At 70.7% G+C, this 23,762-nt stretch carries 17 protein-coding genes and 1 tRNA gene; 12 read left to right on the top strand and 6 right to left on the bottom strand.

All coding sequences use genetic code 11. The annotated features are described in order from the left end of the window. The first annotated feature begins 1 nt into the window (after position 1). From eboE to OG252_RS10935, 3 genes are read left to right on the top strand one after another with little or no spacing between them, the layout of a single operon-like run. Positions 2–1,246: a metabolite traffic protein EboE gene (eboE, locus tag OG252_RS10945; RefSeq protein ID WP_266450140.1), complete on the top strand. Its 1,245-nt coding sequence runs from the start codon at positions 2–4 to the stop codon at positions 1,244–1,246. Further along, positions 1,243–2,682: a nucleotide pyrophosphatase/phosphodiesterase family protein gene (locus tag OG252_RS10940; RefSeq protein ID WP_329335558.1), complete on the top strand. Its 1,440-nt coding sequence runs from the start codon at positions 1,243–1,245 to the stop codon at positions 2,680–2,682. The genes eboE and OG252_RS10940 overlap by 4 nt, the downstream gene beginning before the upstream one ends. A gap of 46 nt (positions 2,683–2,728) precedes the next feature. Continuing rightward, complete coding sequence (locus OG252_RS10935; RefSeq protein WP_329335557.1) at positions 2,729–3,781, top strand: sugar phosphate isomerase/epimerase family protein; 1,053 nt, start codon at positions 2,729–2,731, stop codon at positions 3,779–3,781. 113 nt (positions 3,782–3,894) lie between these two features. Here OG252_RS10935 and OG252_RS10930 read toward each other — a convergent pair whose 3' ends face one another. From OG252_RS10930 to OG252_RS10915, 4 genes are all read right to left on the bottom strand, one after another. After that, positions 3,895–5,283: an OFA family MFS transporter gene (locus OG252_RS10930; RefSeq protein ID WP_266450146.1), complete on the bottom strand. Its 1,389-nt coding sequence runs from the start codon at positions 5,281–5,283 to the stop codon at positions 3,895–3,897. Positions 5,284–5,403: 120 nt separating this feature from the next. Continuing rightward, the gene (locus tag OG252_RS10925) at positions 5,404–7,548 is read right to left on the bottom strand and encodes an acetate--CoA ligase family protein (protein ID WP_266450148.1); all 2,145 of its coding nucleotides are present in this window, start codon (positions 7,546–7,548) and stop codon (positions 5,404–5,406) included. Between the two features lie 4 nt (positions 7,549–7,552). Continuing rightward, on the bottom strand, positions 7,553–8,794 hold the full coding sequence (gene frc / locus OG252_RS10920) for a formyl-CoA transferase (RefSeq protein ID WP_266450149.1): 1,242 nt from the start codon (positions 8,792–8,794) through the stop codon (positions 7,553–7,555). Between the two features lies 1 nt (position 8,795). After that, a complete protein-coding gene (locus OG252_RS10915) occupies positions 8,796–10,478 on the bottom strand; it encodes a thiamine pyrophosphate-binding protein (RefSeq protein ID WP_266450151.1) in 1,683 nt (560 codons plus the stop codon). Between the two features lie 144 nt (positions 10,479–10,622). On the opposite strand from OG252_RS10915, the gene sucC reads away from it, so the two are divergent. The 3 genes from sucC (at position 10,623) to OG252_RS10900 (ending at position 14,298) form a co-directional block, all read left to right on the top strand. Beyond that, positions 10,623–11,753: an ADP-forming succinate--CoA ligase subunit beta gene (gene sucC, locus OG252_RS10910; RefSeq protein WP_266450153.1), complete on the top strand. Its 1,131-nt coding sequence runs from the start codon at positions 10,623–10,625 to the stop codon at positions 11,751–11,753. An 11-nt stretch (positions 11,754–11,764) separates the two neighbouring features. Next, the gene (gene sucD / locus OG252_RS10905; RefSeq protein WP_266450154.1) at positions 11,765–12,643 is read left to right on the top strand and encodes a succinate--CoA ligase subunit alpha; all 879 of its coding nucleotides are present in this window, start codon (positions 11,765–11,767) and stop codon (positions 12,641–12,643) included. 113 nt (positions 12,644–12,756) lie between these two features. After that, positions 12,757–14,298 (top strand): aldehyde dehydrogenase family protein, encoded by a 1,542-nt coding sequence (locus OG252_RS10900; RefSeq protein ID WP_329335552.1) that lies wholly within the window; start codon positions 12,757–12,759, stop codon positions 14,296–14,298. 276 nt (positions 14,299–14,574) lie between these two features. Here OG252_RS10900 and OG252_RS10895 read toward each other — a convergent pair whose 3' ends face one another. Next, positions 14,575–15,903 carry a DUF2254 domain-containing protein gene (locus OG252_RS10895; protein ID WP_329335550.1) on the bottom strand — a complete coding sequence of 443 codons (1,329 nt, stop codon included), beginning with the start codon at positions 15,901–15,903 and terminating at the stop codon, positions 14,575–14,577. A gap of 142 nt (positions 15,904–16,045) precedes the next feature. Between OG252_RS10895 and OG252_RS10890 the strand changes: the two genes are divergently transcribed. Beyond that, positions 16,046–16,133 (top strand) — tRNA-Leu (locus tag OG252_RS10890). Positions 16,134–16,162: 29 nt separating this feature from the next. Here the strand turns inward: OG252_RS10890 and OG252_RS10885 are convergent. Beyond that, the gene (locus OG252_RS10885) at positions 16,163–16,756 is read right to left on the bottom strand and encodes a TetR/AcrR family transcriptional regulator (protein ID WP_329335548.1); all 594 of its coding nucleotides are present in this window, start codon (positions 16,754–16,756) and stop codon (positions 16,163–16,165) included. Between the two features lie 212 nt (positions 16,757–16,968). Between OG252_RS10885 and OG252_RS10880 the strand changes: the two genes are divergently transcribed. The 5 genes from OG252_RS10880 (at position 16,969) to OG252_RS10860 (ending at position 23,473) form a co-directional block, all read left to right on the top strand. Next, positions 16,969–17,529 (top strand): 2Fe-2S iron-sulfur cluster-binding protein, encoded by a 561-nt coding sequence (locus tag OG252_RS10880; protein ID WP_266450159.1) that lies wholly within the window; start codon positions 16,969–16,971, stop codon positions 17,527–17,529. Then, the gene (locus OG252_RS10875) at positions 17,526–18,518 is read left to right on the top strand and encodes an FAD binding domain-containing protein (RefSeq protein ID WP_329335546.1); all 993 of its coding nucleotides are present in this window, start codon (positions 17,526–17,528) and stop codon (positions 18,516–18,518) included. Before OG252_RS10880 ends, OG252_RS10875 begins: the two co-directional genes overlap by 4 nt. After that, positions 18,515–20,632 carry a xanthine dehydrogenase family protein molybdopterin-binding subunit gene (locus tag OG252_RS10870; RefSeq protein WP_329335544.1) on the top strand — a complete coding sequence of 706 codons (2,118 nt, stop codon included), beginning with the start codon at positions 18,515–18,517 and terminating at the stop codon, positions 20,630–20,632. The genes OG252_RS10875 and OG252_RS10870 overlap by 4 nt, the downstream gene beginning before the upstream one ends. Further along, positions 20,625–21,758 (top strand): XdhC/CoxI family protein, encoded by a 1,134-nt coding sequence (locus OG252_RS10865; RefSeq protein WP_329335542.1) that lies wholly within the window; start codon positions 20,625–20,627, stop codon positions 21,756–21,758. The genes OG252_RS10870 and OG252_RS10865 overlap by 8 nt, the downstream gene beginning before the upstream one ends. A gap of 233 nt (positions 21,759–21,991) precedes the next feature. Then, positions 21,992–23,473: an MFS transporter gene (locus tag OG252_RS10860; RefSeq protein WP_329345119.1), complete on the top strand. Its 1,482-nt coding sequence runs from the start codon at positions 21,992–21,994 to the stop codon at positions 23,471–23,473. The last annotated feature ends 289 nt before the right edge of the window (positions 23,474–23,762 follow it).

The raw sequence follows: 23,762 nt of genomic DNA, 5'->3' as shown, positions 1-23,762 counted from the left end.
GATGCGCTTCCGCCATCCCGACGGATCCACCGTCCACCTCGCCTACTGCACCAATGTGCATCCCGCCGAAACCCTCGACGGCGTCCTCGCCCAGCTCCGCGACCACTGCGAGCCCGTCCGCCGACGCCTCGGCCGGGACCGCCTCGGCATCGGCCTGTGGCTCGCCAGGGACGCCGCCCACGCCCTCGTCACCGACCCGTCCGCGCTGCGCGCGCTGCGCTGCGAACTCGACCGGCGCGGCCTCGAGGTCGTCACCCTCAACGGCTTCCCCTACGAGGGCTTCGGCGCCGAGGAGGTCAAGTACCGCGTGTACCGGCCGGACTGGGCCGACCCCGAACGCCTCGACCACACCACCGCCCTGGCCCGAGTCCTGGCCGGCCTCCTCCCCGACGACGTCACCGAGGGCAGCATCTCCACCCTGCCCCTGGCCTGGCGCACCGCTCTGCCGCGCACCTCCGGCTCCGCGAGAGCGGACCGTACGGCCACGGCAGCGCGCGCCGAGGCGGGCCGCACCGCCCTGATCGCCCTCGCCCAACGACTGGACGCCCTGGCGGAGTTGACCGGACGCTCCATCCGCGTCGGTCTCGAACCCGAGCCCGGCTGCGTCGTCGAGACCACCGCCGACGCCATCGCCCCGCTCACCGCGATCGGCCACGACCGCATCGGCATCTGCGTCGACACCTGCCACCTCGCCACCTCCTTCGAAGACCCGCACACCGCCCTGGACGCGCTCACCCGCGCCGGCGTCCCCGTCGTCAAATCCCAGCTCTCGGCGGCCCTGCACGCCGAACACCCCCATCTCCCCGAGGTCCGCGAGGCCCTGGCAGCCTTCGACGAACCCCGCTTCCTGCACCAGACCCGCACGTCCCCCACTCTCAACTCCGTTCGAGCGGGAGGGGCCCCCATCGCCGCAGGCCTGCGCGGCACCGACGACCTGGGCGAGGCCCTCAAGGGCGACACGCTTCCCGACGGGGCCCCCTGGCGCGCCCACTTCCACGTCCCGCTGCACGCGGCACCCACCGCGCCCCTCACCTCCACGCTCCCCGTCCTGAAGGCCGCCCTGACCCGGCTCGTCGGCGGCCCGCGCCCGCTCACCCACCACCTCGAGGTCGAGACCTACACCTGGCAGGCGCTCCCGCCCGAGCTGCGGCCCCGCGCCCGCGCCCAGCTCGCCGACGGCATCGCCGCCGAACTCACCCTGGCCCGCGACCTGTTGACGGACCTCGGCCTGAAGGAGCTCCCATGAGCACCCACCGGACCACTCCGGGCCCGACCCCCCTCCTCGTCCTCGACGTCGTCGGTCTCACCCCCCGCCTCCTCGACCACATGCCCCACCTCAAAGCGCTCGCCCGGTCCGGCTCCCGCGCGCCGCTCGGCACCGTCCTGCCCGCCGTCACCTGCGCCGCCCAGTCCACCTTCCTGACCGGCACCCACCCCCGCGAGCACGGCATCGTCGGCAACGGCTGGTACTTCCGCGAACTCGGCGACGTACTCCTGTGGCGTCAGCACAACGGTCTGGTCGCCGGAGACAAACTCTGGGACGCCGCCCGCCGCGCACACCCCGGCTACACCGTCGCCAACATCTGCTGGTGGTACGCCATGGGCGCCGACACCGACATCACCATCACCCCCCGTCCCATCTACTACTCCGACGGCCGCAAGGAACCCGACTGCTACACCCGGCCCGCCGACCTCCACGACGAACTCACCGAGAAACTCGGCACCTTCCCCCTCTTCCACTTCTGGGGACCCGGCGCGGACCTGGTCTCCAGCCGCTGGATCATCGACGCGACCCGCCACGTCATCCGCACCCGCCGACCCGATCTGACGCTCTGCTACCTCCCCCATCTCGACTACGACCTGCAGCGGTACGGTCCCGACGACCCGCGCTCCCTCAAGGCGGCCGCCGACCTCGACGCGGCGCTGGCTCCGCTCCTGGACGACGCCCGCGCCGAGGGCCGGACCGTCGTCGCCCTGTCCGAGTACGGCATCACCCGCGTGGACCGGCCCGTCGACATCAACCGCGCCCTGCGCCGCGCCGGTCTGCTGGAGGTGCACACGCAGGACGGCATGGAGTACCTCGACCCGATGGCCTCCCGCGCCTTCGCGGTCGCCGACCACCAGATCGCGCACCTCTACGTCCGCCGGCCGGAAGACCTCGACGCGACCCGGGCCGCCCTCGACGGCCTGCCCGGCATCGAGCAACTCCTGGACGACGAAGGCAAGAAGGCCCATCACCTCGACCATCCGCGCTCCGGCGAACTCGTCGCCGTGGCGGAGCCGGACGCCTGGTTCACGTACTACTACTGGCTCGACGACGCCCGCGCGCCCGACTTCGCGCGACTGGTCGAGATCCACCGCAAACCCGGCTACGACCCGGTCGAACTCTTCATGGACCCGCTCGACCCCTATGTGAAGGTGAAGGCGGCCACGGCACTGGCCCGCAAGAAGCTCGGCATGCGTTACCGCATGGCGGTCGTGCCCCTGGACCCCTCACCTATTCGCGGCAGCCACGGCCGCCTCCCCGAGAGCGACGACGACGGTCCGCTCCTCATCTGCTCCACCCCCCGCGCTGTCGGCGACCGCGTAGCGGCCACCGATGTGAAAGCACTGCTGCTCCAACTGGCCGGTCTTGGCCGACCGGCCCCGTCCGACCTGTCTCTTGCGACTGGTCACCAGTGAAGCACTCACCACTGACAACGCCCCGCGATCTTGAGGAGTTCCAGACATGAGCCGCATGTCCCAGACCGACCCCGAACTCACCCACCGCCTCACCAGACGAGGCATGCTCGGCGTCGCCGCCGGAAGCACCGTCGCCGCGCTGCTCGGCGCCGCCGCGGGCCCCGCCACCGCCGCCACCGAGTCCGCGACCGCCGCCGAGACCGCCGCCGGCGGCCGGGGCCGTCCCGTTCTGCCGCCCGGCCGGCTCGGCATCCAGCTGTACAGCCTGCGGGACAAGGTCTCCACGCTGGGCTTCGCCCCCGTCTTCGCCGAGCTGGAGAAGTACGGCTACGACGAGGTCGAGTTCGCCGGATACACCCAGGGCTCGGCCGGCCCGATCACGCTCGCGCAGCTCAAGCGGCTGGCCCGGAACCACGGCCTGAACCCGATCGGCAGCCACGTCGGCTACTACTCCAACGACCCGAACGCCTACACCTTCGCCCAGAACCTCACCAAGGTCCTCGACGACGCCCAGGCCCTCGGCCTCAAGCACATCGGCACCGCCGCGGGACCGTTCCGCTACGGCTCGACCGTCGACGCGTGGAAGCGCGCGGCCGAGGACTTCAACACCTACGGTGCGGCGGCGAGGGCGCGCGGCATGAAGTTCTACCAGCACAACCACTCCGAGGAGTTCTCCTTCGCCACCGACAACCCCAAGGTCCGCCTCTACGACGTGCTGCTCGCCGAGACCGACCCCGACCTGGTGTTCCTGGAGATGGACATCTTCTGGGCGTACTCGGGCCAGTTCCGCTTCTCCAAGCGGCCCGACGGCACGCCCGCGCCCTTCGAGCCCCTCGACTACGTGCTCAAGCAGCCCCACCGCTACCCGCTCTTCCACGTCAAGGACGGGGAGAGCGACCCGGCGAACCAGTACGGCTACCGCATGACCGACGTCGGTGACGGCGACATCGACTACCAGCGGTTCATCTCCGCCGTGACCCGGCTGCGCGGCGAACGACTCGCCCACCACTGGCAGGCCGAGCACGACAACCCGACCGAGTCCTTCACCTTCGCACGGCGTTCGAGCGCGCATCTGCACTCACTGCGCGAGAAGTGCTGACGGCTCGCACCCGCATGAGGCGGCCCTCCCCGGATCGGGGAGGGCCGCCTCATGCGTGCCGGCTCATACCGCCACACGGCCTCGTGAACGCCGTTCCGGCGTCCGCCGGCATGTCACGCCATCTCCTCGCCGAGCGGGTGCGGGTTGGGAGCGATGCGCCGGGCCTGTGGCCTGCCCGGTGCCTTGAGGAAGAGCGCCAGGACCGCGGAGGCCAGACCGATGCAGCCCGCTATGACGAACGCGCCCTCGTAGTCCCACACGTTGACCACGACCGCGCCCATCCCGGATCCCACGAGCCCCGAGATCAGCTTCGAGCTGTAGACCATGCCGTAGTTGGACGCGTTGTTGTTCTCCCCGAAGTAGTCCGCGGTCATCGCCGCGAACAGCGGGAAGATCGCGCCGCCGCCGAAGCCGGAGACCATGGAGCAGAACAGGAAGAACGGCATGCTGCCCATCTGGCCGGAGATCAGCACGCCGAACTGCGCGGTCCCCAGCACCAGACACACGATGATCAGCGTGTTGCGGCGCCCGAACTTGTCGGAGATCCAGCCGATGACCCCGCGCCCGGTGCCGTTGACGATGGCCTTCAGGGACATCGCCGTGGCCACGATCCCGCCCGCGAAGCCCATGTCCTTGCCGAACGGCACCTGGAAGGCGATGCCGAAGATGTTGATGCCGGCCGTGCACAGCAGACAGAACCACATCATCCACAGCACGGGCGTGCGGGCGGCCTCCTTGGGGGTGTACTGCTTGACCGCCGGCGGGTTCTTCTCCAGTGCCCGGCGGATCTTCGGGTCGTCGGTCTGCCGCAGCGGGTCGACGTTCGCGGGCCACCAGTTCTTCGGCGGGTCCTTGAAGAACCACCCGGCGAACGCGACGACCGCGCAGCAGATGACACCCACCATCACCAGGACGACCTCGTAGTTGCTCAGGTCCATGTACGAGGTGAACAGGAAGACGAAGGGCACCGAGCCGTAGGCGAAGCCGCCGTTGACCATGCCGGTCTTGCCGCCCTTGCGCTCCGGATACCACTTGCCGACCATGTTCACGCAGGTCGCGTAGACGAGGCCGGCGCCGATGCCGCTGAACATGCCGAAACCGATGTAGGCGACGATCACGTGCGGCGCGAAGGCCAGCGAGATGTAGCCGCAGATCGTGCCGAACGCGCCGAGCATCATCGCGTACCGCGCGGGGAGCCTGCCGCTCTCGCGCAGCTGCCCGGCGGGGAAGGCGACGGCGGCCTGGAAGAACACCCAGACGCCCATCAGCCAGAAGATGTGCCCGTTGTCCCACAGGTGGGCCTCGTGCAGGGTGTCCTCGGCGGAGGTGAACGCGTACTCCGAGGAGCTGATCCCCATCATGCCGATCCACGGGAAGAGCACCATGGTCCATCGTGGCCGGCCCATGATGTCCCGGTCGGTCTCGCCGATCCGGTACAGGCGGCCGTTGCGGTCCGTCACCTCCCTGTAGGGGACGGGTGTGGAGAAGTCGGTGGTTGTCATGTGTGTCGCACCCCTTGCGTCGAAAGCTCTGGCCAGCGCCCCCTGTCCAATGCCTTTCGTGTGCGCACGGGTCCCGGGCCGGCCGACGCGCACCGTCGGCCGGCCCCGCACCGGTTCACCTCATGAACGGCCCCCCAACAGTCCGGCCGCGCGCGCCCAGCGGTACTTGGCGCCGAGTACGGCCACCGGCTTCTCGGTCGTGTACGGGTACGCCACGACCCCGCGTTCGTACAGGTACTGGCAGGCCTCCTCGACCTCGACGTCGCCCGCGAGCGAGGCCACCACCGGCTTCTCGATGCCGCGCTCCCGGAACTCGGCCACCACGCGCGCGGTGAGCTCCGCGAAGACCATCGGGGGAGTGACGATGGTGTGCCAGTAGCCGAGGACCAGCGCGTGGATGCGCGGGTCCTCAAGACCCAGCCGGATCGTCGCCTCGTACGTCGACGGCGGCTCGCCCCCGGTGATGTCCACCGGGTTGCCCGCGGCCCCGAAGGGCGGGATGAAGGTCCGGAAGGACGCGTCCAGGTCCGGCGGGATCTCCATCAGGGTGAGGCCGTTGTCGGTCACCGCGTCGGACAGCAGTACCCCGCTGCCGCCCGCCCCGGTGATGATCACGACGTTGTCCCCCTGAGGGGTGGGAAGCACCGGCAACGCGCGCGCGTACTCCAGCATCTCGTTCAGCCCGGGCGCCCGGATGACCCCGGCCTGCCGCAGGATGTCGTCGTACACGGCGTCGTCGCCCGCCAGAGCTCCGGTGTGCGAGCCGGCGGCCTTCGCGCCGGCCGCGGTACGTCCCGCCTTCAGGACGACGACCGGCTTCTTCGGCACGGTGGCCCGCGCGGCCTCGACGAAGGCGCGCCCGTCCTTGAGGTCCTCCAGGTGCATCGCGATGCACTCGGTGTTCGGGTCCTCGCCGAACCAGGTCAGCAGGTCGTCCTCGTCCAGGTCCGACTTGTTGCCGAGGCCGACGATCGCCGACACGCCCGTCTTGGTGGTCCGGGCGAAGCCCAGGATGGCCATCCCGATGCCACCGGACTGCGAGGTCAGCGCCACCCCGCCCTTGACGTCGTACGGTGTGCAGAACGTGGCGCACAGGTCCTGCCACGTCGAGTAGTAGCCGTAGATGTTCGGCCCGAGCAGCCGGACCCCGTGCCGTTCGCCGATCGCCACGATCTCGTCCTGGAGTTCGTGCTCGCCGGTCTCCGCGAACCCGGAGGGGATCAGCACGGCGTTCGGGATCTTCTTGCGTCCCACCTCCTCCAGGGCCGAGGCCACGAACTTGGCGGGGATCGCGAAGACCGCCACATCCACCTCACCGGGAACGTCGGTGACACTCTTGTACGCCTTGCGGCCGAGAATGTCATCGGCCTTGGGGTTCACCGGATGGATCTCCCCGGCGAAGCCGCCGTCGATGAGGTTGCGCATCACGGAGTTGCCGATCTTGCCCTGTTCGTTGGAGGCACCGATCACGGCGACCGAACGGGGCTCCATCAGCCGGCGCATCGAGGTGAGGATCTCCTCGCGGGTGTACGTCGGCCGGGGCTTTTGCAGGGACTCGGCGAGGATGACCCTGATGTCGGCCGCGACCGCGCTGGTCGGCGTGGCGATCACCGGGTTGAGGTCGACCTCCGCGATCTCCGGGAAGTCCGCGACGAGTTGGGACACCCGGCGGATCTGCTCGGCGACCGCCCACCGGTCCACGGCGGGCGCGCCGCGCACCCCGCGCAGGATCTCCGCCGCCCGGATCGAGTCCAGCATGGACAGCGCCTCGTCGGCGTCCAGTGGTGCGAGCCGGAACGTGACGTCCTTGAGGACCTCGACCAGCACCCCGCCGAGGCCGAAGGCCACCACCTTCCCGAAGGTCGGATCGGTCACCGCGCCGACGATGACCTCCTGCCCCTTGGGCAGCAGTTCCTGGATCTGCACGCCCTCGATACGGGCCTCGGCGCTGTAGGCACGCGCGTTGGCGATGATCTCGTGGAACGCGGCCCGTACGTCGGCCGAGCCCTCGACGCCCACGATCACACCGCCGGCGTCGGTCTTGTGCAGGATGTCCGGCGAGACGATCTTCATCACGACGGGCCCGCCGAAGCGCGCCGCGTACGCCACCGCCTCGTCGACGTCGGTGGCCAGCTCCTCACCCGGTACGGCGATCCCGTACGCGTCGGCGATCACCTTGCCCTCGGGCGCGGTCAGTGCCGTCCGGCCCTCGGCGCGCACGGTGTCGAGGAGCGTGCGCACCCTCAGGTGGCGGTCTTCGGCCATCACGTCAGATCACTCCGTTCGACTTGAGCAGGCGCAGCTCCTCGTCGCCGAGACCGAGCTCGCCGACGTAGACCTGTTCGTTGTGCTCGCCCAGCAGCGGTGAACTGCTCACCTCGACGGGGGAGTCGGAGAGCTTCAGCGGGCTGCCCACGGTCACGAACTCGCCCCGCTCGGGGTGCGGCACGGTGACGACCATCTCGTTGGCGACCAGCGACCGGTCCTCGATGATCTCCTTGGTGGACAGGATCGGCCCGCACGGGATGTTGTGGGCGTTGAGCTTCTCCAGCACCTCCCACTTCGGGAGCGTGGCGGACCACTCCTCGATCAGCTGGAACATCTTGCCCAGCTTGGGCAGCCGGGCCTCCGGCGACGCCCACTCGGGGTCGTCGGCCAGCTCGGGCCGGCCGATGAGCTCGCTGAGCGGCCGCCAGCCGACGGGCTGCACGATGACGTACACGTAGTCGTTCGGCCCGCCCGGCGCGCACTTGACCGCCCACCCGGGCTGGCCGCCGCCGGAGGCGTTCCCGGACCGGGGAACCTCGTCGCCGAAGTCGTCGTTGGGATATTCAGCGAGCGGGCCGTGTGCCAGGCGCTGCTGGTCGCGCAGCTTCACCCGGCAGAGGTTGAGCACAGCGTGCTGCATGGCCACATTGACCCGCTGACCGCGCCCGGTGTTCTCCCGCTGGTACAGCGCCGCGAGAATCCCCGCCACGGCGTGGACGCCCGTGCCCGAGTCCCCGATCTGGGCCCCCGTCGCCAGCGGCGGCCCGTCCTCGAAACCGGTGGTCGACATCGACCCGCCCATGGCCTGAGCGACGACCTCGTACGCCTTGAAGTTGGTGTACGGGCCGTCCCCGAACCCCTTGATGGAGGCATAGACGATCCGCGGATTGATCTCCTGGATGCGGTCCCAGGTGAAGCCCATGCGGTCGACGGCGCCCGGTCCGAAGTTCTCGACCATGACGTCGGAGCGCCGGATCAGCTCGGTGAGGATCTCCTTGCCGCGCTCGGTCTTGGTGTTGAGGGTGATGCTGCGCTTGTTGCAGTTGAGCATCGTGAAGTAGAGGGAGTCGACGTCCGGCAGGTCGCGCAACTGCTTGCGCGTGATGTCACCGGTCGGCGCCTCCAGTTTGACGACGTCCGCGCCGAGCCAGGCGAGGAGTTGGGTCGCGGAGGGTCCGGACTGGACGTGCGTCATGTCCAGGACGCGGATGCCTTCAAGTGCCTTGGTGGTCACCTGGGTCACCTCACTTGTACATCGTCTGGTTCATGGTTCCGGGGGCGTACGCGTCCGGGTCGACCCAGACGTTGATCAGCGAGGGCTTGCCCGACTCGCGGGCGCGCCGGAGCGCGGGGCCGATGTCGGCGGGGTCGCGGACCTCCTCGCCGTAACCGCCCAGCATCTGGGCGAACTTGTCGTAGTGGACGTCGCCGAGGGTGTTGCCGACCCGCTCGCGCTCCAGGCCGTACTTGGCGGCCTGGCCGTAACGGATCTGGTTCATGGAGGAGTTGTTGCCGACGATGCCGACGAAGGGCAGGTCGTAGCGGACCAGGGTCTCGAAGTCCCAGCCGGTGAGGGAGAAGGCGCCGTCCCCGAAGAGGGCGACGACCTCCTTGTCGGGCCGCGCCTGCTTGGCGGCGAGCACGAAGGGGACGCCGACGCCGAGGGTGCCGAGCGGGCCCGGGTCCATCCAGTGGCCCGGAGACTTGGGCTGCACGACCTGCCCGGAGAAGGTGACGATGTCGCCGCCGTCGCCGATGTAGATGGAGTCCTCGGTGAGGAAGTCGTTGATCTCGCTGACCAGCCGGTACGGATGGATCGGCGAGGCGTCCGACTTCAGGCTCGGCAGCCGCTTCTCGATCGCGGTCTGCTCGGCGGCCCGCAGCTCGTCGAGCCACTCCTTGCGCTTCGACGCGCCCCCGTTGACGCGCCCGGAGGCCGCCTCGGTCACCGACTTCAGCACCAGGCCCGCGTCGCCGACGATCCCGAGGTCGATGTCGCGGTTCTTGCCGACGGTCCGGTAGTCGAGGTCGATCTGCACGACGGTCGCGTCCGGCGACAGCCGCTTGCCGTAGCCCATGCGGAAGTCGAAGGGCGTGCCGACGATGACGATGACGTCGGCGTTGGAGAAGGCGTACCGGCGCGACAGCTGGAAGTGGTGCGGGTCGCCCGGCGGGAGGGTGCCGCGGCCGGCTCCGTTCATGTACGCCGGGATGTTGAGCGTCCGCACGAGGTCGATGGCCGCCTCGGTCCCGCGTGTCGTCCACACCTGGCTGCCCAGCAGGATCGCCGGTTTCTCGGCGTGCACGAGCAGGTCGGCGAGCTTCTCGATCGCCTCGGGATCACCGGCCGAGCGGGTCGAGGCGCGGTAGGCGCCCGGCTTCGGCACGCGCGCCTTGGCCACCGGCACCTTGGCGTCGAGGACGTCGCGCGGGATCTCCAGGAAGGAGGGGCCGGGCGCGCCGTGATAGCACTCGCGGAACGCCATCGACACCATGTCCGCCGCGCGCGCCGTGTCCGGCACGGCCGCCGCGAACTTGGTGATCGGCGTCATCATGTCGACGTGCGGCAGGTCCTGCAGCGACCCCATCTTGTGCTGGGTCAGCGCCCCCTGGCCGCCGATCAGCAGCATCGGGGACTCCGCGCGGAAGGCGTTGGCGACACCGGTGACGGCGTCGGTCGTACCGGGGCCCGCGGTGACGACCGCGCAGCCGGGCTTGCCGGTGATGCGGGCGTAACCGTCCGCGGCGTGTGCGGCGACTTGTTCGTGCCGGACGTCGACGACTTCTATGCCCTCGTCGACGCAGCCGTCGTAGATGTCGATGATGTGGCCGCCGCACAGGGTGTAGATGCGGTCGACCCCCTCGGCCTTCAGCGCCTTTGCAACGAGATGACCACCGGAAATGACGTCCTGGGTGTCGTCGGGCATGGCGAAGTCCTGTCCCTTCGTAGGGGGTTGGAACGCTCTCGCGGTACATTGCATACAGTCGACGAATACTGTATGAAGCTTGTTATCCCGCATCCGGTGGGTGGTGTCCAGGGGGCGTGCGGCACTTTTAAGGCAGGAGCCGAGATGGACCTGTACGAGCACCAGGCAAGGGAACTCTTCGAGGAACACGGCATCTTGGTGCCGAGGGCAGGGGTCACCGACTCGCCCAAGGAGGCACGTGAGATCGCCCGCGGACTGGGTGGTCGTGTCGTGGTGAAAGCCCAGGTGAAGACCGGTGGCCGGGGCAAGGCGGGCGGGGTCAAGCTCGCCGCCGATCCGGCCGCGGCGGAACTGACGGCCCGCCAGATCCTGGGCATGGACATCAAGGGCCACACGGTCGGCAAGGTGATGCTGGCCCAACCCGTGGACATCGAGGACGAGTTCTACGTCTCCTATGTCCTGGACCGCGCGGCCGGCCGCTTCCTCGCGATCGCCTCCGCGGAGGGCGGGATGGAGATCGAGGAGATCGCCGCCAGTCGACCGGAGGCTGTGGCCCGTATACACATCGACCCGGTGGAGGGTGTCACCTCGGCGAAGGCGGCCGTGATCGCACAAGCCGCCGGACTGCCGCCGCAGACCGTCGACGTCCTCGTCCGGCTGTGGGAGGTACTGGTCCGGGAGGACGCCGTCCTCGTCGAGGTCAACCCGCTCGTCCGTACCCGGCAGGGGCAGATCCTCGCCCTCGACGGCAAGGTCACCCTCGACGACAACGCCCGCTTCCGGCAGGCACGTTGGGGCGCGGAAGGCGCGGCGCACGACGACCCGCTGGAGGCGGCGGCCGCCGCCAAGGGCCTCAACTACGTCAAGCTCGACGGCGAGGTCGGCATCATCGGCAACGGCGCCGGGCTCGTCATGTCGACCCTCGACGTGGTCGCCGGGTGCGGGGCCCGCCCCGCCAACTTCCTCGACATCGGCGGCGGCGCGTCGGCGCAGATCATGGCCGACGGCCTCTCGGTCATCCTGTCCGACCCGGCCGTGAAGTCCGTCTTCGTCAACGTCTTCGGCGGCATCACCGCCTGCGACGCGGTCGCCGACGGCATCGTGCAGGCCCTGGACACCGTCCAGTTGACCAAACCGCTCGTCGTGCGCCTCGACGGCAACAACGCGGCGCGCGGCCGCAGCATCCTCGACGAGCGCGCCCATCCGCTGGTCCAGCAGGCCACCACCATGGACGGCGCCGCGCGCCGCGCCGCCCAACTCGCCACCACAGCCTGAGGAGACGGGACATGGCGATCTACCTCACCAAGGAAAGCAAGGTCCTCGTCCAGGGCATGACCGGCGGCGAGGGCATGAAGCACACCCGCCGCATGCTCGCGGCCGGCACTAACATCGTCGGCGGCGTCAACCCGCGCAAGGCGGGCCGCACCGTCGACTTCGACGACCGTGCCGTGCCCGTCTTCGGGTCGGTCGTCGACGGTATGCAGTCGACCGGAGCCGATGTCACCGTCGTGTTCGTTCCCCCGGCCTTCGCCAGGGCGGCCGTCGCCGAGGCCGCCGACGCCGGCATCGGCCTCGCCGTCGTCATCACCGAGGGCATCCCCGTCCACGACTCCGTCGCCTTCACCACCTACGCGAAGGAGAAGGGCACCCGCGTCATCGGTCCGAACTGCCCCGGCCTGATCACCCCCGGCCAGTCCAACGCGGGCATCATCCCGGCCGACATCGCCAAGCCGGGCCGGATCGGCCTGGTGTCCAAGTCGGGCACGCTCACCTACCAACTCATGTACGAACTGCGCGACATCGGCTTCTCGACGTGCGTCGGCATCGGCGGCGACCCCGTCATCGGCACCACCCACATCGACTGTCTCGCCGCCTTCCAGGACGACCCCGACACCGAGACCATCGTCCTCATCGGGGAGATCGGCGGCGACGCGGAGGAACGCGCGGCCGCCTACATCCGCGCACACGTCACCAAGCCCGTCGTCGGTTACATCGCCGGCTTCACCGCGCCCGAGGGCAAGACCATGGGGCACGCGGGCGCGATCGTGTCCGGTTCGGCCGGCACCGCGCAGGCCAAGAAGGAGGCGCTGGAGGCGGTCGGCGTCAAGGTCGGCAGCACCCCCACCGAGACGGCCCGCCTGGTGCTGGCCCAACTGGAGGCGTGACCTCACTCATAGGTGACGCGAGGTCACTTACCGCGGTCGCGGCGCCTCGCTAACGTCCTTCGCAGCCATGCACCACCCCGCCCCCGACTGTGCACCGAGAGCGGAGAACCCCGATGGCAACCACCCTCACCCTCAAATCAGGCACGTCCTGGACCGACGCCTGGCAGCGCTGCCTCGCCGTCGCCCCCGAGGCGTTCCGCGACGACCGCGTCCTGAATCTCTGGAACTGCGCCTGGCGGGCGGACGGGCGGGTCCTGCCCGCCACCAGCCCCGTCGACGGCAGCCCGATCGCGGGCCCGCCCCGCCTGGACCGGGCCACCGCCCACCAGGCCGTACGCGCCTCGCTCGACCAGCACCGGGCCTGGCGGCACATCCCCCTCGACGAGCGCCGGACCCGCGTCGCGGCCACCCTCGACGCCCTCACCGAGCACCGTGAACTGCTCGCCCTGCTGCTCGTCTGGGAGATCGGCAAACCCTGGCGGCTCGCCCAGGCGGACGTCGACCGGGCCATCGACGGCGTGCGCTGGTACGTCGACGGCATCGAGCCGATGCTCGCCGGCCGGGCCCCGCTGGACGGCCCGGTGTCGAACGTCGCGAGCTGGAACTACCCGATGAGCGTGCTCGTTCACGCATTGCTGGTCCAGGCACTGGCAGGCAACGCGGTCATCGCCAAGGCCCCGACCGACGGCGGTGTGGCCTGTCTGACGCTGGCGTGTGCGCTCGCCGCCCGCGAGGGGATTCCCGTCACCCTCGTCAGCGGCAGCGGAGGCGAGCTGTCCGAGGCGCTGGTGCGGGCGCCGGAGATCGGCTGCGTCTCCTTCGTCGGCGGCCGCGACACCGGCGCCGCGGTGGCCACGGCCGTCGCCGACCTCGGCAAACGACACGTACTCGAACAGGAGGGACTCAACACCTGGGGCATCTGGAACTACACGGACTGGGACGCGCTCACGGCGGTCGTGCCCAAGCTCTTCGACTACGGCAAGCAGCGCTGCACGGCGTACCCGCGGTTCGTCGTCCAGCGGCAGCTGTTCGACGAGTTCCTCGCGGCGTACCTCCCGGCGGTCCGCACGCTGAGGGTCGGCCATCCGCTCGCGGTCGAGCACCCCGACGACCCCTGCCCCCGGCTGGACTTCGGGCCCGTCATCAACGCGGCCAAGGCCAAGGAGCTGCACGACCAGGTCGCCGAGGCCGTCGACCGCGGCGCCGTCCCGCTGCACCGCGGCCGGCCGGCCGACGCGCGCTTCCTGCCCGGCCAGGACACGTCGGCGTACGTCCAACCGGTCACGCTGCTGAATCCGCCGCCGTCCTCCCCGCTGCACCACGCGGAACCGTTCGGCCCGGTCGACACCATCGTCCTGGTCGACACGGAGGCGGAGCTGCTGGCCGCGATGAACGCGTCCAACGGCGCGCTGGTGGCCACGCTGTCCACGGACGACCGGGCGACCTTCGACCGACTCGCCCCGCAGATCCGGGCGTTCAAAATCGGGCACGGCACACCCCGCTCCCGCGGTGACCGTGACGAGCTGTTCGGCGGGTTCGGCGCGTCCTGGCGGGGCGCGTTCGTCGGCGGCGAACTCCTGGTGCGGGCCGTGACCCACGGCCCGGCGGGGGAGCGGCTGCCCGGCAACTTCCCGGAGTACCAGCTCATGCCGTGAGACCGACCGCGCGAGGCCGGCACGACGGGGCGCGCCCGCAGCACCCCGCGGGCGAGCGGCTCAGGTGACGGCCGACGGCCGGGTGGTGTCCGCATCCCGCGGGCGCCACCCGGCGAGCACCTCGCCGGCCGGCCACCGTGCCGCGCTCTGCGGACGGGGGGCGTGGCAGGCTCGGCACGAGGTGGTTCATGCGTCGAACCGACGAAGGCCGACGAGGAGTGGAGCAGCAGGGCCCGTAGGGCGCACACCGACACCATGCCCAGCCCCTCAGGCGCGTCAGCCGATGCCCTGACGGTCCGGTCGCAGGGCGAAGGTCCGGTCCGAAGCCTCCAGCACACCGCGCTCCACGGCCTGCGCGAGCAGCGCCCGATGGCGCAGCAGCGGCTCCCGCCGCTCCTCGGGGACCAGGAGCGCCAGGTCGTCGAGTCCGGCCAGCAGACGCCGCGTGACCTGCGGATGTCCTACGGCACAGCCACGGATCTCGGCGAACCCCAGATCCACCAGCGCGGCCCAGCCCGGCACGGGCTGCACGAGCCGGACGGCGCCGCGCCGGTCCCGGTGCAGCGAGGCGTCCAGTGGCCGCGGGGCCAGGGCGGCCAGGAACTGCACGATCCGGTCCAGGGCCTGTACGGCCGTCGTCGGATCGTTGACCGCCGGGGACAGCGCCCTGAGCGCGATGTCGGACAGCTGGCGCAGCCCGAAGCCGAGATCCTGGTGGAAGGTGCGCTCGACACCGACGGAGACGGAGTAGCGCAGCGCGCGGTACGGCGGCACCCGGCCACCGTGCACGGCCAGGACGGGCGTGCCGGGCACGACGAAGTCCCCGGTCCGCGGAATCAGCCGCAGCACGACGTCGTGCTGCCGCGCCACCCGCACCAGCCGGGCGATGTTCACGTCCCGCAGGACGCCCGCCCGCCCCTCGTGCGCGATCCAGTCCGTCTCGGGCCCGAGCGCGTGCCCTTCGGCGGATGCCCCGACCGGCAGCAGGGCGACCGCCCCGAACGCCTCCCCGACGATCCGGTCGATGACGTGCCCGACCCGCATCAGCCGCAGCGTCGTGTTCACGTACATCACGAACAGCAGCAGGCTCAGTGCGACCATGACGAGCGTGACGAGCGACTGGACGAGGGGGACCGAGGTGACCAGCCGGGGGTCGGGGTCGCTGTCGTACGCGGTCAGGACGAGCAGGGTCAGCAGGAAGGTCGCGAGGAAGACTGCGAAGGTCGCCTTGGTGATCCGGGACCGTACGAAGATCCGCACCACCCGCGGGCTGAACTGACCGCTCGCCATCTGCACCGCGACCAGCGAGATGCTGAAGACCACGCCGATGAAGGTCATCATCGCCGAGCTCACCGTTGTCACCACGGTCCGCGCGTCGTCCGCGACCTTCAGCAGCTCCTCGACCGCGTCGTAATCGCCCCGGTCCTGAAGCGCCTCGACGATCCTGGTGTCGATCTCCGACGCCACCGCCCACACGAGGAACACGCCCACCATGGCCGTGGCGGGCGCGAACCAGAACGTGTCCCGCAGATGCTCCCTGAGGGGCGACAGCGCCCGCGGTCTGCGCCCGGCGGACGGGCTGTGCGTAACCTTCCAGTCGCTCATGGTGAGACCTTAGTTTCACCGGCCCGGTCACCCCGGGAGCGCCGCTCGGACGACGGATATGCAGGTGAAAGCCACTGCGAAACCTTGGTATTGTTGTCCATGTCGCCGCCGGGAACACTCCCGGCCAGGCGGCAGACACCTGGTCCGGGTGGCGGAATGGCAGACGCGCTAGCTTGAGGTGCTAGTGCCCTTTATCGGGCGTGGGGGTTCAAGTCCCCCCTCGGACACCACAGAACCACATGAGACATGAGACCCCCGTTCACCGGGGGTCTTCTGCTTTTCCGGGTGCTCCCGCGCGCAGTCCGTCCATGACGAGGTCCAGCAGCCGGGCGGTGCGCGTCCGCCACTCTCCGCGGGGATCGATCTGCCAGAGGCCCGCTATGGCGAGGAGGAAGTCGTCCGCGGTGACTCCCGGGCGGATGGTGCCGGCCTCCTCGCTCGCGCGGAGCAGGACCTCGACCGCGGCCGCCACAGGGGCGTGGCCCGGTTTCACCGGGCCGTCCGCCGCGCTCATGGCATGGCGGATCGCCTCCGCCATCCCCGCCTTGGCCATCGCGAACTGGGCCAGCCGGTCCATCCACTCGCGCAGCGCCCGGTCGGGCGCGTGCGTTTCGAGCAGCTGGGGCGCGGCCTCGGCGACCTGCTGCATCTCGTAGCGGTAGACCTCCAGGACGAGCGCCTCGCGGTTGGGGAAGTTCCGGTAGAACGTGCCCTGTCCGACGCCCGCCTTCTTCGCGATCGCACTGAGCGGGGCGTCCGCGGAGTGCGTCAGCTCGGCCAGCGCCACTTCCAGGATGCGCTCGCGGTTGCGTTGCGCGTCCGAGCGCAGAGGCGCGTCCTTCTTCTGCTGCACTCGTCCTCCTGGTGGGCGCGGCCGAAAGCCGTCCTTGCTAACCGGACAGCTGTCCACTACGTTCGAAGTAAGCGGACAGCTGTCCATTTGAGTCCACTCTAGCGCCGTTGCGACGGCGTTCCTCCCCCGCGTCCACCCGAAACGTCTCCTGACTCGGTTGACTGCCGGAGCGTGCTCTCGACGTGCTCCGGACACGCGAAAGAAGGCTGATCATGGCCCCACCCCCCTCGTCGACGACCAGCGCCGTCACCTTGAAGATCAACGGCGACAAGCACACGCTGTCCGTCGACCACCGCACCACGCTCCTCGACGCCCTGCGCGAGCGCCTGGACCTGACCGGCACGAAGAAGGGCTGCGACCAGGGGCAGTGCGGTGCCTGCACCGTCCTGCTCGACGGACGCCGTGCCGTGGCCTGTCTGCAACTGGCGGTGGCGGCCGAGGACCGCGAGATCACCACTGTCGAAGGGCTGGCCGAGGCCGATCGACTCCACCCGGTGCAGCAGGCGTTCCTCGACCTCGACGGCTACCAGTGCGGCTACTGCACACCGGGGCAGATCTGTTCCGCCGTCGCGGTGATCGAGGAACACGCGGCGGGCTGGCCGAGCGCCGTCACCGACGACGTCCGCCCCGAGGCGGGAGTGCCACCGTTGACCGCCGACGAGATCCGCGAGCGGATGAGCGGCAACCTGTGCCGCTGCGGCGCCTATGTGTCGATCGTCCAGGCGGTCGCCCGGGCGGCCGAGGCGCAGGTGTCCCAGGAGGCGGCCGCATGAAGGAGTTCGACTACCGGCGTGCCGTCGACGTGTCCGGCGCTCTCGCGCTGCTCGACGCCGACCCGGACGCCCGCTTCCTCGGCGGCGGCACCAACCTCGTCGACCTGATGAAGACCGGCGTCGAGCGGCCCGCCCGGCTCGTCGACGTCCGCGAACTCCCGTTGAACGGGATCGAGTCGACGGAGAGTGGCGGGTTGCGTATCGGCGCGACCGTGACAAACAGCGATCTTGCCGCGCACCCCGAAGTGCGCCGCCGCTACCCGGCGTTGACCCAGGCGGTGTTGGCCGGCGCCTCGGGGCAGCTGCGCAACATGGCCACGGTCGGCGGGAACCTGCTCCAGCGCACCCGCTGCGGCTACTTCGCCGACGTGAGCAAGCCCTGCAACAAACGCGTCCCCGGCAGCGGTTGCCCCGCCGTCGAGGGCGAGCACCACAACCACGCCATCCTGGGCGCCTCCGAGCACTGCGTGGCCACCCACCCCTCCGACATGGGTGTCGCGCTGACGGCCTTCGACGCCGTCGTCTCGTACGAAACGGCCGATGGGCCGGGCGAGTTGTCGCTTGCCGAGTTCTACCGGCCGGTGGGTGACACCCCGCACCGGGAGACCGCGCTGCCGCCGGGAGCGCTGATCACCGGCGTCACCCTGCCGCCCGCCCCCGTCGCCGCCAACTCCCGTTACCGCAAGGTGCGCGAGCGTGCCTCGTACGCCTTCGCGATCGGCTCGATCGCCGCCGCGCTCGACATCGAGGACGGTGTCGTACGCGAGGTGCGCCTGGCCTTCGGAGCGGTCGCGTCCCGGCCGTGGCGGGCCCGGACGGCCGAACGCGCGCTGACCGGGGCACCGGCGAACGCCGAGACCTTCGCGGCCGCCGCGGCCGCCGAACTGGCCGCCGCGAAACCGCTGCCACACAACGGATACAAGGTGACCCTCATGCGCAACCTCGTCGTGGCCGTGCTCACCGAACTCGCCGAGGAGGCCGCCCGATGACCACCGCCCCCACCCGCCGGCACTCCGTCGGCACCGCGCACACCCGCGTCGAGGGCCGCGACAAGGTCACCGGGGCGGCCCGCTACGCGAGCGAGATCCCCTTCGAACAACTCGCCCACGGCTGGCTGGTGTTGTCCACCGTCGCCCGTGGCCGCATCACCTCGGTGGAGGACACCCCCGTCCTGGCCATGCCCGGCGTGGTCGCCGTCCTGCACCACGGCAACGCCCCGCGCGTCGACACCGAGTACACCGGCCTGCTCGGCACCGCGCCGGACCCGACCGCGGCCCTCTTCCAGCACGACCGGGTACCGCACACGGGCTGGCCGGTCGCCCTGGTCGTCGCCGACACCTCCGAACAGGCCCGGGAAGCCGCCGAAGCGCTGGTCGTGCACTACGAACAGGAGCCGCACGACGTCGACTTCACCTCCGAGCACCCCGACGCCTATCCGCTCGACAGCCACCTGCCGGCGGTGGCCGAGAAGGGCGACCTGGAGGCCGAACTCGCCGCGTCCGCCGTCGTCGTGGACGCCGAGTACACCACCCCTGAGGAACACCACAACCCGATGGAGCCGCACGCGGCGGCGGCCCGCTGGGACGGCGGACGGCTCGACGTCGTCGACTCCAACCAGGGCACCCTGTGGGTCGCGAGCGAACTCGCGAACCTGTTCTCGCTCGACCCGGCCTCGGTGCGGGTACGGTCCGAACACGTCGGCGGCGGCTTCGGCAGCAAGGGGCTGCGCGCCCACCAGGTGGCCGCGGTGATGGCCGCGACCGTCCTGCAGCGCCCGGTCCGGGTCGTCATGACACGCCGTCAGATGTTCTCGCTGGCCGGCTACCGCAGCCCGACCCGGCAGCGCCTCAGGCTCGGCGCCGACGCCGACGGCCGGCTGCGCGCGCTGGAGCACCGCTGCCTGAGCCTCACCTCGACCGTCCACGAGTTCGTCGAACCGGGCGCGGGCCCGGCCCGGACGATGTACGACGCCGACGCCCACCACACCGCCAACCACGTCGTACGACTCGACGTGCCGACGCCGACCTGGATGCGCGCGCCGGGCGAGGCACCGGGCTCGTTCGCGCTGGAGTCGGCGCTCGACGAACTCGCCGGGAAGCTGGGGATCGACCCGATCGAGCTGCGCGTCCGCAACGAGCCCGCACTGGGTCCCGTGTCCGGGCTGCCGTTCAGCGGCCGCAACCTGCTCGCCTGCTTCCGGGAAGGCGCCCGCAGGTTCGGCTGGGCCGACCGGGACCCGCGTCCCGGGCTGCGCCGCGACGGGAGGTGGCTGCTCGGTACCGGCACCGCGGCGGCCTCCTTCCCCGCCGGTGCCGCACCCTCCACGGCGACCGTGACGGCCGAGGCGGACGGCACCTTCACCGTGCGGATCAACGCGGCCGACATCGGAACCGGCGCCCGCACCGCGCTCACCCTGGTCGCCGCCGACGCGCTGGAGACGGCGCCGGAGCGGGTCCGGGTACGCATCGGCGACAGCGACCTCGGGCCCGCGTTCATCGCCGGCGGATCGATGGGCACCCGCTCCTGGTCGTGGGCGGTCACGGTCGCGGCCGAGGAACTGCGGGAGCGGCTCGCCCTCGGCGCCGCCGTCCCGCCCGAGGGGATCACCGTACGGTCCGACACCACCGAAGCCGTCGGCGCTCTCGCCCGGAAGGAACGGCACTCCTTCGGCGCACAGTTCGCCGAGGTCGCCGTCGACGTCGACACCGGCGAGGTGCGGGTGCGCCGCATGCTCGGCATCTTCGCGGCCGGCCGGATCGTCAACCCGCTCACCGCACGGGGCCAGTTCGTCGGCGGCATGACCTGGGGCATCTCGATGGCCCTGCACGAGGAGGCGGTACGGGACGCCGGCACGGGCGGCCACTACGGCGCCGACCTCGCCGGCTACCACGTGGCCGCGCACGCCGACGTCCCGCTCGTCGAGGCGGACTGGGTCGACGACCCGGATCCGGACGACCCGGTCGGCATCAAGGGCATCGGCGAGATCGGCATCGTGGGCGCGGCGGCGGCCATCGCCAACGCGGTCTGGCACGCGACCGGCGTACGCCACCGCCACCTGCCCATCCGGCCCGACCGCGTCCTGGTGGCAGGCCGGCATGCTTGACATCGCCGCCGAGCTGCACCGCTGGGCCGAGGAGGACCGCGCGTTCGCCGTCGCCACGGTCGTGGCCGTCGGCGGCAGCGCCCCGCGCGGCCCCGGTGCCGCCCTGGCGGTCGACAGCGCCGGCACGGTGATCGGCTCGGTCTCCGGCGGCTGCGTGGAGGGAGCGGTGTACGACCTGTGCGTCCAGGCCCTCCAGGACGGAGAGACGGTCGTCGAACGCTTCGGGTACAGCGACGAGGACGCCTTCGCGGTCGGGCTGACCTGCGGCGGGGTCATCGACGTCATGGTCACGCCGGTCCGGACGGACGGACCGGCACGCACCGTCGTCCGCTCGGCGCTGTCCGCAGTCGTCCGGGGCGAGCCGACCGCGCTCGCCCGGGTGGTCCGAGGACCGGCCGAGCTCCTGGGCAGGACCCTGTTCGTGCGCCCCGACGGGTCCTACGAAGGCGGCCTCGGCGAACTCGACCGCACCCTCGCAGCCGAGGCCCGGGCGCTGCTGGACGCCGGCCGTACCGGCACGGTCGAGCTCTCCGCGGACGGCTCGCACTGCCCCGGCGGACTGACCCTGCTCGTCGAGTCGAGCGTGCCGCCACCCCGCATGATCGTCTTCGGCGCGATCGACTTCGCCGCGGCGCTGGTACGCGCCGGCAAGTTCCTCGGCTACCACGTGACCGTGTGCGACGCCCGCCCCGTCTTCGCCACCCGGGCCCGCTTTCCCGAGGCCGACGACCTCGTCGTCGACTGGCCGCACCGCTATCTGCGGGGCACCACGACCGACGCGCGCACGGTGCTGTGCGTCCTCACCCACGACGCCAAGTTCGACGTACCCCTGCTCAAGGAGGCTCTGCGCTTGCCGGTCGCGTTCGTCGGGGCGATGGGCTCGCGTCGCACGCATGCGGACCGGGAGCGCCGACTGCGGGAAGTGGGCGTGACGTCGAGGGAGTTGGCGCGGCTGCGGTCGCCGATCGGGCTCGACCTCGGCGCGCGTACCCCCGAGGAGACCGCGCTGTCCATCGCGGCGGAGATCGTCGCGCACCGGCGGGGCGGAACGGGCGTCCCGCTCACCGGATCGGGGACGCCGATCCACCGTGACGGGGGAGAGGGGAGTGCCGTGGCGGCGGCCTGAAGGTCATGTACGGGAGCCTGAAGGTCATGTACGGGTTCGAGTGGTAGGCCCCGGGAGACGGGCGTACCGTCGAACGGTGAACAGCGGTGGACGCAGGCGTTCGCTGCTCCCCTCGCGAGGGTCCACACCTGACGCGACGGTTCACCCCGAGAGTGCGACATGCCATGACGAGCCCCCAGCCAAGCCCCTCAGCGCAGACCACCACCGGGGAATCCGGCGGTGGCGGAAACGCGATGGCGTTGCTGGTCATCGCGTCCTGTCAGCTCATGGTGGTCCTGGACATCACCATCGTGAACATCGCACTGCCGGACATCCAGCGCTCCCTGGACTTCTCCACCACCAGCCTGGCCTGGGTGGTCAACGCCTACACCCTCACCTTCGGCGGTCTGCTGCTGCTCGGCGGCCGGACCGGCGACATCCTCGGCAGACGGCGCGTGTTCATCTTCGGCGTGCTGCTCTTCGTGCTCGCCTCCCTGCTCGGCGGCCTCGCCCAGAACGAGGCCCAACTCCTGGCCGCACGAGCCCTCCAGGGCGTCGGCGGCGCCATCGCCTCCCCGACCGCCCTCTCCCTGGTCAGTACGACCTTCCGCGAAGGCCCCGAGCGCAACCGGGCCTTCGGGGTCTTCGCCGCGGTCTCGGCGGGCGGCGGCGCGATCGGGCTGCTCGCCGGCGGGATGCTCGTGGAGTGGCTGAACTGGCGGTGGGTGCTCTTCGTCAACGTACCGATCGGGCTGCTCATCGCCCTCGCCACACCCCGCTGGATCAGAGAGTCCGAACGCCACCCGGGCCACTTCGACATCGCCGGCGCGCTGACCTCCACCGTGGGCATGGTCCTGCTGGTGTACGGGTTCATCAGGGCCGCGCAGGAAGGCTGGCGGGACGCGCTCACGCTGGCCTCGTTCGCCGCGGCCGTCGTCATCCTGTCGGGCTTCGTCCTGATCGAGAAGCGTTCCCGGCAGCCGATCACCCCGCTCCACATGTTCGCCGACCGCAACCGGGCGGGCACGTACGGCATCATGCTGTGCCTCGCCGCCGCGATCTTCGGCATGTTCTTCTTCCTCACGCTCTTCGTGCAGAACGTGCTGCAATACAGCCCGCTGGCCACCGGGTTCGCCTTCCTGCCGGTCAGCGCCGTCATCGCGGTCGGTGCCGGACTGGCCTCGAAGTTCCTGCCCACCTACGGACCCAAACCGTTCATGGTGGTGGGCGCGATCCTCGCCGCGGTGGGCCTGGCCTGGCTGACCCTGACCGATGTCCACTCCACCTACGCGGGCAGTGTCCTCGGCCCGATCCTGGTCTTCAGTCTCGGCATGGGCATGGAGTTCGTCTCGCTGACGCTGATGGCGCTCTCCAACGTCTCCGTCCGCGAGACCGGCGCGGCCTCCGGGCTCCTCAACGCCACGCAGCAGGTGGGCGGTTCGCTCGGCCTGTCCATCCTGGTCACGGTGTTCGGTACGGCCAACACCAACGAGGCGGAGAAGCAGATCCCGCTCTTCCTCGAGCAGGCCACCCCGGCCGAACGCCTGCGCTTCCAGCGCACCGGGGAGCTCCCGCGCCCCTTCTCCGACGAGGTCCTCACCGCTGGAGTGTCGGCCGCGTTCGTCATGGCGGCCATCTTCACCGCGGTCGCCGCGCTGATCGCCGTCCTGGTCATCCAGGTCCGGCCGTCCGACCTGGAGCGCCTCAAGGGTGGGGCGGGGCCGGGGCCGGTCTGAGCGCGGTCATCGGTCCTCAGGCTCGGGCGGGGAAAATCACGTGCTCCGCTCCTCGCCGGTTGCCTACACTCACCAAGGACCAGGCGCCGCCCACCAGTTCGCGGCGGGTGCCATGACGTGGAACGACGAGTGAGGGGAGACGGTCATGCGTGAGTGCACCGCTGTCGTCGTCCCCCGGTCGCAGTACGACGTGATCCTCGTGTCCTCGTCCGTCCGGTGCCCGCTGCGCGGCCGGTACCGGATGACCCGGACGAACGACTGACCACACGACGCCTGACCACGACGTCCG

Source organism: Streptomyces sp. NBC_01352, assembly GCF_036237295.1.
Lineage (GTDB): Bacteria > Actinomycetota > Actinomycetes > Streptomycetales > Streptomycetaceae > Streptomyces > Streptomyces plumbiresistens.
Note: the sequence above shows the minus strand (reverse complement) of the source record. Positions and strands in the feature narration are given on the sequence as shown.

Excerpts from the sequence above, each read along its gene's own strand:
- eboE (WP_266450140.1), top strand. The coding sequence starts at position 2 with ATGCGCTTCCGCCATCCCGACGGATCCACCGTCCACCTCGCCTACTGC.
- OG252_RS10940 (WP_329335558.1), top strand. The coding sequence starts at position 1,243 with ATGAGCACCCACCGGACCACTCCGGGCCCGACCCCCCTCCTCGTCCTC.
- OG252_RS10935 (WP_329335557.1), top strand. The coding sequence starts at position 2,729 with ATGAGCCGCATGTCCCAGACCGACCCCGAACTCACCCACCGCCTCACC.
- OG252_RS10930 (WP_266450146.1), bottom strand. The coding sequence starts at position 5,283 with ATGACAACCACCGACTTCTCCACACCCGTCCCCTACAGGGAGGTGACG.
- OG252_RS10925 (WP_266450148.1), bottom strand. The coding sequence starts at position 7,548 with ATGGCCGAAGACCGCCACCTGAGGGTGCGCACGCTCCTCGACACCGTG.
- OG252_RS10915 (WP_266450151.1), bottom strand. The coding sequence starts at position 10,478 with ATGCCCGACGACACCCAGGACGTCATTTCCGGTGGTCATCTCGTTGCA.
- sucC (WP_266450153.1), top strand. The coding sequence starts at position 10,623 with ATGGACCTGTACGAGCACCAGGCAAGGGAACTCTTCGAGGAACACGGC.
- sucD (WP_266450154.1), top strand. The coding sequence starts at position 11,765 with ATGGCGATCTACCTCACCAAGGAAAGCAAGGTCCTCGTCCAGGGCATG.
- OG252_RS10900 (WP_329335552.1), top strand. The coding sequence starts at position 12,757 with ATGGCAACCACCCTCACCCTCAAATCAGGCACGTCCTGGACCGACGCC.
- OG252_RS10895 (WP_329335550.1), bottom strand. The coding sequence starts at position 15,903 with ATGAGCGACTGGAAGGTTACGCACAGCCCGTCCGCCGGGCGCAGACCG.
- OG252_RS10880 (WP_266450159.1), top strand. The coding sequence starts at position 16,969 with ATGGCCCCACCCCCCTCGTCGACGACCAGCGCCGTCACCTTGAAGATC.
- OG252_RS10875 (WP_329335546.1), top strand. The coding sequence starts at position 17,526 with ATGAAGGAGTTCGACTACCGGCGTGCCGTCGACGTGTCCGGCGCTCTC.
- OG252_RS10870 (WP_329335544.1), top strand. The coding sequence starts at position 18,515 with ATGACCACCGCCCCCACCCGCCGGCACTCCGTCGGCACCGCGCACACC.
- OG252_RS10865 (WP_329335542.1), top strand. The coding sequence starts at position 20,625 with ATGCTTGACATCGCCGCCGAGCTGCACCGCTGGGCCGAGGAGGACCGC.
- OG252_RS10860 (WP_329345119.1), top strand. The coding sequence starts at position 21,992 with ATGGCGTTGCTGGTCATCGCGTCCTGTCAGCTCATGGTGGTCCTGGAC.